We start from the raw sequence: 9,402 nt of genomic DNA, 5'->3' as shown, positions 1-9,402 counted from the left end.
CATTAAAATTGTTCATTCTACTTGCCTGTTTCTAGAAGTTGAGAGAAACAGTCTAAGCAATAAAAAATGCTGCATGTGTAAGGGTTTTCAGGCTTTGAGTTTTTCTGGGTTAAAAATGTAAATAGTCAACATGGCTTGAGTAAGCTATAAGAGAGATACTTTTTAAATTTGAGTTTTCAAATATTTTTATAACTGGATTTGAAGATCTGAAATTTGAAGATTTGAAGATTTGAAGATTTGAAGATTTGAAGATTTGAAGATTTGAAGATTTGAAGATTTGAAAATAGGTTAATTCTTTGAGGCCTTAAAATAAAAAAAGAAGATAAAGCTTAGGCTTGATCTTCTTTCTGACCGTACATCCAAGTTGCAGCGATATATACACAAAAACCAGCTGCCATCAAAATACCTGTAACCATTGTTAGGATCTCCCGTTTCAATAGCTGCATTATGTAAAAGTTTTATGACAGTTATATGACAATCTGGTTTTTTATTAAATTTTAAATAAATATTTAAATTCAATTACTTAAAACAAAATCATCAAAATTATGCATATTTTTTATCTGAAATATGACACCGAATATGACAACTTGCTGTCATATTTGCCCCATGGAATAGCTAAAGTCCTTGCTCAGATTGCTTAAACTATAAACTTTCGGCCAATGCATGCCCAAAATGCCCACAACCCGATTCTTTTGTCTTATAATTTAGCCCGCTAGCTATCAGCCCGCTCAAGAGATATTTGTATGACAACTATTATCAAGCAAGATGACTTGATCACATCGGTTAAAGATGCGCTTCAGTTTATTTCTTACTATCATCCACAAGACTTTATCCAAGCGATGAGCCGTGCGTATGATCGTGAAGAGAACAAAGCTGCTAAAGATGCGATCGCACAAATCTTAATTAACTCACGCATGTGTGCAGAAGGCCACCGCCCAATCTGTCAAGATACCGGTATCGTCAACGTATTTGTTGAAGTGGGCATGGACGTTAAATTCGATTTAACCATGAGCCTGGATGATGCAATCAATGAAGGCGTACGCCAAGGTTACTTAGAAAATTCTAACGTACTTCGTGCATCTGTACTTGCTGACCCTGCATTTGGTCGTAAGAACACCAAAGACAACACCCCTGCCGTGATTTACCACAAGCTTGTACCTGGTAATAAAGTAGATATCACTGTTGCAGCCAAAGGTGGCGGTTCAGAAAACAAATCTAAACTGGCAATGTTAAACCCGTCTGATTCAATCGTGGATTGGGTACTGAAAACTGTTCCAACCATGGGTGCAGGCTGGTGTCCACCAGGCATGCTGGGGATCGGGATCGGTGGTACTGCTGAAAAAGCCATGATGCTTGCCAAAGAAGCATTGATGGAAGAGATCAACATGGACGAATTGCTTCGTCGTGGTCCACAAAGCAAAATGGAAGAGCTTCGTATCGAAATCTTCGAAAAAGTAAATGCTTTGGGTATTGGTGCACAAGGTCTTGGCGGTTTAACCACTGTTCTAGACATTAAGATCAAAGATTACCCATGTCATGCTGCGGGTAAACCAGTTGGTATGATCCCGAACTGTGCTGCGACTCGTCATGCACACTTCACACTTGATGGTACGGGTGTTGCCAACATCATCGCACCAAAACTTGAAGACTACCCTGAAGTAACATGGGACTCTTCAACGTCTAAACGCGTTGACCTCGACACGATTACTCAAGAAGAAATGAATACCTGGAAACCAGGTGATACGCTTCTTCTAAACGGTACAATCTACACTGGCCGTGATGCTGCGCACAAACGCATGGTCGACATGCTGAATAACGGTGAAGAACTTCCTGTTGATCTGAAAGGCAAGTTTATCTACTACGTAGGTCCAGTCGATCCAGTCGGTGATGAAGTTGTAGGCCCTGCAGGCCCAACAACAGCTACACGTATGGATAAATTCACACGCCAAGTCCTTGAAGCAACTGGCATGTTCGGTATGATCGGTAAAGCGGACCGTGGTCCTGCTGCCGTTGAAGCCATCAAGGATAACCAGGCGACTTACCTCATGGCTGTCGGTGGTGCTGCTTACCTAGTATCTAAAGCCATCCGTGAAGCTGAAGTGGTTGCCTTTGCTGACCTGGGTATGGAAGCAATTTACAAGTTTGTCGTAAAAGATATGCCGGTATCTGTAGCAGTTGATGTGAATGGTACTTCTATTCACGCGACTGCACCTAAAATCTGGCAAGCAAAAATTGGCAAGATTCCAGTAGTTGACGCTGCTGCGGGCTAATTTTGACTGCAATAAAAAAGCACCCTGAATGGGTGCTTTTTTATTATATTTTCTCAATAAAATATCAATTACCAGGTACGTGGATCCCAAAGTTTAAAAGGTGCTTTCAACTGTACATCTAATGATGGATCATAAGCAGTCGGTTCAATTTTTTGGGCTTTTTTACGAATCTGGCCTGTTTCCTGATCTTGTGCCACAAAGTTAAAACTGTCTGATTTTAGCTGAGTAAAAGCAATTTCATTCAGGCCAACTTTTTCCGGCATCAGCATGAGCGGTCCGGAAACACTCCGGCGTGTACTGATATTCTCTTCATCATATTTAATAAAATAAGACTGTCCTGCTTCAACAGCAAAATCCAGATATTTAGGCTTCTGGAAATGCAGCGCGCCTAGCGGTCGACTGGTACTCAAACGATACGTTCCTGCAGGCACTTCAATCCAGTAATAATGGTTGTGCAGTAAACTTGGAATATGCTCTTGATTGATAAACAGACTGGCAGCGACAATTTCCTGACGGTTCCATCTGGAATCGGGCCGGTATAAATACACGATGGCTGCTTCATCATGCTGCGGTTTCACCGTCTGAAACTGGTTGCCCTGCTTTTGATTGACCCAACCGCCAATGGTAAACATGCCGATACGATGCTGCTCGACGAAGCCCGGTTTTTTTTCAAGATCGATATTTTTTAAAGTGCTGAGTGGCTGTGTAGGCTCAACGACGGCTTTCTTACCATGACACCCCAGCAATGCCAAACTGCTGATGAGTACAATTGCGACTCCACGCATGCTTATCCCTCACTGCGTCTTTATTCTTTTGTATGCAAGTGCTTTGCGATTTGTTTTTTTATAAGTTTTAGGTATCCACGCCTAGTGAATCAGATTAACACCGAGCTTTATTTTTGGAAATAAAAAACGTGCGAAAACACGGAGTTTTCGCACGTTTCGGACGAATAGCAATTAAGCAGATTTGCTATTCACGACCTTTAAATCTATTTTTGTTGCTGTCTCTTGCTGATCATGTGGCTGACGCTCGGCACGGTATTCCGGCTCTGCTTCACCTTTAATCACGGCTTCATTGATGACGACAGTGCCGACATCGCTACGGCTTGGCAAGTCATACATGGTTTCCAGCAATGAATTTTCCAGAATTGAACGTAGACCACGCGCACCTGTATTACGCTCAACTGCTTTCTTAGCCACTGCGCGTAATGCAGATTCTTCAAAAACCAGATCCACATCTTCCATATCAAACAGATGTTGATACTGACGGGTTAACGCATTCTTCGGTTCAGTCAGAATTTGCATCAGTGCTTCTTCATCCAACTCGTCCAAAGTGGCAATTACTGGCAAACGACCAATAAATTCTGGAATCAAACCAAATTTTACCAGGTCAGTTGCTTCAACTTGACGGAACAAGTCAGACAGCTTCTTGGTTTCATCTTTTTTACGCACTTCTGCAGTAAAGCCGATGCCACCTTTTTCCTGACGCTGCTGTACAATTTTCTCAAGTCCTGAGAATGCACCACCACAGATAAACAGGATGTTCGAGGTATCAATCTGAATAAATTCCTGCTGGGGATGCTTACGTCCACCTTGTGGCGGAATTGATGCAACCGTGCCTTCGATCATTTTCAATAATGCTTGCTGAACACCTTCACCCGATACATCACGCGTGATGGATGGGTTTTCAGACTTGCGGGTAATCTTGTCGATCTCATCGATATAGATAATCCCCTTTTGCGCTTTTTCCACATCGTAATCTGCTTTTTGCAAAAGCTTCTGTACGATGTTTTCTACATCTTCACCCACATAACCAGCTTCGGTCAGTGTCGTTGCATCTGCCATCGCAAATGGAACATCAAGAAGACGTGCCAGCGTTTGTGCAAGCAAGGTTTTGCCCGATCCTGTCGGACCAACCAACATAATATTACTTTTTGAAAGCTCGACTGAATCATCAGCTTTCTTGCCATTATTTTGCACTTTCAAGCGCTTGTAATGGTTATAAACCGCTACTGACAAGGTTTTCTTCGCAACGTCCTGACCAATCACATATTGATCCAAGGCCGCACGAATTTCATGCGGTTTCGGCAAAGGACGATTGGCCCAATCATTGGTTTCCACCTGCTGACTGGTTTGAACCAAATCTAAGCATACGTCCACACATTCGTTACAAATGTATGCGTCCTCGCCTGCAATCAGCTTCCCGACTTCAGACTGCGTTTTACCGCAAAATGAACAATGCTTTTGTCCTTGAGGATGTTCGGACATATTTACTCCACTATCTCAATCTTTAAAACTTATGGACGTTTAGTTAAAACTTCGTCCACAAGACCGTATTCTTTCGCTTGCTGAGCAGTCATAAAGTTGTCACGGTCTGTATCACGTGCAACTTTCTCGTAATCCTGACCGCTATGTTCAGCCATTAAACGGTTTAAACGTTCTTTAATAAACAGGATTTCACGTGCATGAATTTCAATATCTGAAGCCTGACCACGGAAACCACCCAATGGCTGGTGAATCATGACACGGGCATTTTCAAGGCAATAACGCTTGCCTTTGGTACCGGCATTCAGCAGGAACGCACCCATTGATGCTGCCTGACCCATGCAGTACGTTACGACATCAGGTTTGATAAACTGCATGGTGTCATAAATCGCCATACCCGCAGTTACCGAACCGCCTGGTGAATTGATATATAGATGAATATCTTTATCTGGATTTTCCGCCTCTAAAAACAACATTTGCGCAACAATCAGGTTCGCCATGTTGTCTTCAACTTCGCCCGTCATAAAAATTACACGTTCACGCAAAAGGCGTGAATAAATATCAAAAGAACGCTCACCACGAGAGGATTGTTCTACCACCATTGGCACTAAAGCGTTTTCAATCGTTGGAACATACATACGTTTATTTATTCCTAAATTTTTTGTGACCTAACCCATAATCACAATATGAGGGATAATCACTGAAATTGCAAAAAATTCGCCAACAAATCCATTATATTTTTTGCATTAGTTTTGTGAAAAACAGAAATGCTTTTTTCAGGCATCAATATGAAAAAAAGGCGCATTAAGCGCCTTTTTTATCGAAAGCTAAATTAGCCTTGTTGACGAGCTTGTTGCTCTTTCAATAAGTCTTCATAGCTTACAGTCGCCTCAGTTACTTTAGCAGAAGCCAAAATGTAATCAACAACTTGGTCTTCTAGTACAACTGCTTCGATTTGAGCACGCTGTTGCGCATCGTTTTTGAAGTATTCAATCACTTCATTTGGATCTTCGTAAGAAGAAGCCATGTCTTCGATGTACGCTTCAACACGTGCAGCATCTACTTCGATTTTCGCATCAGCTAAAACACGGCTTACAAGTACGCCAAGTTTTACAGATTTTTCAGCTTGTTCTTTGAACAATTCGTCTGGAAGCATGCTTGAATCAAATGCTTTCGCGCCTTGAGCACCGAACTGCTGTGTGAACTGCTGGATCATTTGTTGACGTTGACGGTCAATTTCTTGAGCAAGCATAGCAGCTGGAAGTTCAACTTCGTTTGCAGCTACAAGTGCATCGAAAGTCGCGCCTTTCACTTGGTTGCGAAGGCCGTTCTTCACTTCACGTTCCATGTTTTTACGAACGTCAGCTTTTAATTTCTCAACGCCTTCTTCTTCAGATACCCCGAAGATTTTCAGGAATTCAGCATCGATTTCTGGAAGTTTTTGTTTTTCAACAAGCTTCACAGTGATTTTGAATTGAGCTTGTTTACCAGCAAGGTTTTCAGCTTGGTAGTCTTCAGGGAAAGTTACATCGATAACTTTCTCTTCGCCTTTCTTCATACCAACGATACCGTCTTCGAAGCCAGGGATCATACGACCAGAACCAAGTACTAGTTTGAAGTCTTCCGCAGAACCGCCTTCAAATTTTTCGCCGTCGATTGAACCTTCGAAATCAAAAGTTACTTGCATGTCTTTTTTAGCCATGCCTTTTGTTTCAGCCCAAGCAGCACGTTGTTTTTGAAGATTTTCAATCATCTTCTCAACGTCTTTGTCGTTTACTTCAGCTGCTTTACGCTCAACTTCCAAGCCGTCGAATTTCACTTCGATTTCTGGATAAACTTCAACAGTCGCTGTATATACCAGCGCGTCGTCTTTCATTTCAGTTTTTTCGATGTTTGGCATGCCCACAGCATTGATTTTTTCTTGCTGGATCGCTTCGAAAACTGTGTCACGAATAATATCGTTTACTACTTCTTGGTAGATACCCGCACCGTATTCACGACGAACTACGTTTACAGGTACTTTACCTGGACGGAAGCCGTTGATCTTCGCAGTTTTAGCAGTGCGTTTTAAACGAGCTTCAAATTGCTCATTAATACGGCTCGTCGGTACAGAAACATTTAAACGACGGGCAACGCCCGAAACCGCTTCAGAAGTTACTTGCATGGCTTCCTCTATATATTAGGTAATAACAGGTTTATAAAAATGTGCCACATTATATGACAACATTTAGAGATATACAAAAAATACGCTCGAGTTCCAGTTCTTTTCAGTCGCTTTTGCGGGATATTGCGCTTTTAAAAACTTAAACAGAGCAGGATTATGGCCAAGGCCGCGCCTTGCACCGGATTTCGACTCACCCGGCTATTAAGATGATGCTGCAGCAAAATATCTGTGCTTCATAACTTTTGCATTCAGACCTCATACATTCAAACCTAGCCGTGCTGACTTATACTAAGCTTCTAAAGTTTTCAGGATAGCGTTTCATGATGAGTAATACCTTTGCAGTTTGCTTTTTTATTTAACAAAAGGTATCGGCAGGACCAAGGCAATTCATCTATTCGAGAAAATATGAATTTACAAGTTTAAATGAGTATTATTATTACCAATCAGATGTAAAGATTTCTGCCAATTTATCAATTTTCATTCAAAACATACATTTAAGATGGACTTGTTACTTTATTACATTCAACTTTCCAATTTTATTTTTAAAACTATCGACAATACCAATCACAAAAACATGGCAATGATAACAATAATAATTATTATTTGCGTACCTGAATTTAGATTAATCCTCTTATCATGAACTACATAAAGACTCGCAAAAAGATTGTATCTTCAGCAATTGCTTCTTCCCTTTCTTTAATGGCAGCAAATGCGATTGCTGACGAAAATGTGATCAAACTTGATACAATCCATCAAGAGGTAAAAGCTGAACAAGAATCGAGCCTAAAAGTAGACCAGTCTGCCAACAGCAAATTCGTTGCACCGTTACGCGATACTCCAAAATCAGTTTCTGTACTTTCACAAAAATTGCTCAAAGAAACCAATTCAAATACGCTGCAAGAAGCTTTACGTAATGAACCAGGGATTACTCTGGGTGCAGGTGAAGGAGGTATTCCGTATACTGATATTCCTTATATCCGCGGTTATAACGGACAAAGTGCAATTTATGTTGATGGAGTACGTAATTCAACCACTCAAACGCGTGATATGTTTGCAATCGAACAGATTGAAGTAATTAAAGGTTCTAGCTCTGCACTGACGGGCGGAAGCGGGATCGGTGGTAGTATCAACATGATTCCAAAAGTGGCTCATGAAGGTGATGAATATCAAGGTAGCGTACAAGGCGGTACTGATAATTATAAACAAATCGTACTGGATGCTAACAAAGACTTCGGCAATGGCATCGCGGGTCGTGTGATTGTGATGGGTCATGAACATGAAAAACCGGGCCAAGCAAATGGTGCGGAATATGCGCGCGTCGGCCTTGCACCAAGCATCGCTTTCGGCCTAGGTAGCCCAAACCGTGCAACCTTGAGTTATTACTTCATTAAAAGCAATGATGAACCGGACTCAGGTATTCCATTTAATAACTCGAATATCTATGAAAATGATGGGGTTACCCGTAAATCTCATATTCCTTTAGATGCAGTGAAAGGCGATGGAAAACCTGTTGATGTCAAAGCAGGCTCGTACTATGGCTGGAAAGATCGTGATTTTGACAAACGCGAAAACCATATCGGTTCTTTAAAACTCGAACATGATTTTCATGATGACCTGACCGTGAGCAATACGGCCACTTTTAGCCATTCAGAAGCCGATTACATCTATACCAACCCGGATGACTCTAAAGGCAACATCTATAATGGTAAAGTTTACCGTCGTGCCACCCAGTCTATTCGTGAAACTGAAGCATTTTCCAATCAATTATCCTTGGCCGGCAAGTTTAAAACAGGTGCTCTGACCCATAGCTTCAACGTGGGTACAGAATATAGCCACGAAGAAACCGACCGTGGCACCTACAATATGACCTATCCGGGTTACATTACTAAAGATGGTGTTGCTCAAGTTACAACCTCTGGTTTTAATTCAACTTGTACAAATTCTAATGGCTGGTGTACAGATCTGAACAATCCTACTCCAAATGATCCTTGGTTAGGAACAACAACACCGAATACCAAGCAAAGAAACTCCACCAATGAAACTGTATCCCTGTATGCCTTGGACAGTATCGAGTTCAATAAATACTGGTTACTCAATCTAGGTGTACGTTGGGATAAATTTGATACCGAATTAAAATTCAATAAAGATTACACTGCGGGTAGTACGACAACTCCTGCCGGAACTGTTTACAACAACGACTCTGATTTCTTTTCTTATCAAGCTGGTGTGGTATTCCGTCCGAGCGAACATGGCAGTATTTATGCCAGCTACGCAACTGCTGCCAACCCTGTAGGTATGGATGCAGACGTGGATGGTCTTTCAGCATCCAATCAGGCTTTGGACCCAGAAGAAGCGCGTACTTATGAACTTGGTACCAAATGGAGTCTTTGGAATAACCGTGCCAATGCGACTGCCGCTATTTTCCGTACTGAAAAACAGAATACGCGTATTGCCGTAGATGCAAACACCACAGCCAATGCCGGTGAAAGTAAAGTAGATGGCTTGGAGCTGGGCTTAACCGGTCATATCACCGATAAGTGGGAAATGGCTTTGGGTTATAGCTATCTAGATAGCGAATTAACCAAAGCGGCTTACAATAGTGTTGCCCAAGAAGGTCGTCCGCTTCCATTCGTGGCCAAACACAGCGCCAACTTGTGGAGCACCTACCAGGTCCTGCCTAAACTCACCTTAGGTGCTGGCGTGC

6 protein-coding genes are annotated in these 9,402 nt (G+C 41.9%); 2 read left to right on the top strand and 4 right to left on the bottom strand.

What is annotated here, in order from left to right; genetic code table 11:
- Window positions 1-743: 743 nt before the first annotated feature.
- The gene (locus tag WAK81_RS02125) at window positions 744-2,270 is read left to right on the top strand and encodes a fumarate hydratase (RefSeq protein WP_422195491.1); all 1,527 of its coding nucleotides are present in this window, start codon (window positions 744-746) and stop codon (window positions 2,268-2,270) included.
- Between the two features lie 68 nt (window positions 2,271-2,338).
- Here the strand turns inward: WAK81_RS02125 and WAK81_RS02120 are convergent, their stop codons facing one another.
- The 4 genes from WAK81_RS02120 to tig form a co-directional block, all read right to left on the bottom strand.
- Window positions 2,339-3,055: a DUF2846 domain-containing protein gene (locus WAK81_RS02120; protein WP_422195490.1), complete on the bottom strand. Its 717-nt coding sequence runs from the start codon at window positions 3,053-3,055 to the stop codon at window positions 2,339-2,341.
- 171 nt (window positions 3,056-3,226) lie between these two features.
- Window positions 3,227-4,537 (bottom strand): ATP-dependent protease ATP-binding subunit ClpX, encoded by a 1,311-nt coding sequence (gene clpX, locus WAK81_RS02115; protein WP_004278407.1) that lies wholly within the window; start codon window positions 4,535-4,537, stop codon window positions 3,227-3,229.
- 29 nt (window positions 4,538-4,566) lie between these two features.
- Window positions 4,567-5,172 carry an ATP-dependent Clp endopeptidase proteolytic subunit ClpP gene (clpP, locus tag WAK81_RS02110; protein ID WP_004647427.1) on the bottom strand — a complete coding sequence of 202 codons (606 nt, stop codon included), beginning with the start codon at window positions 5,170-5,172 and terminating at the stop codon, window positions 4,567-4,569.
- 194 nt (window positions 5,173-5,366) lie between these two features.
- Window positions 5,367-6,698, bottom strand: coding sequence for a trigger factor (gene tig, locus WAK81_RS02105; protein WP_422195489.1), 1,332 nt, complete (start codon window positions 6,696-6,698; stop codon window positions 5,367-5,369).
- A 636-nt stretch (window positions 6,699-7,334) separates the two neighbouring features.
- Here tig and WAK81_RS02100 point away from each other — a divergent pair.
- Window positions 7,335-9,402: TonB-dependent receptor (locus tag WAK81_RS02100; RefSeq protein WP_422195488.1), on the top strand; the 2,068-nt coding region annotated here is incomplete at its 3' end.

The sequence above is a fragment of the Acinetobacter sp. genome (genome assembly GCF_049284435.1).
GTDB lineage: Bacteria > Pseudomonadota > Gammaproteobacteria > Pseudomonadales > Moraxellaceae > Acinetobacter.
The sequence above is the reverse complement of the archived record's forward strand: the minus strand, read 5'-3'. Positions and strand labels throughout refer to the sequence as shown.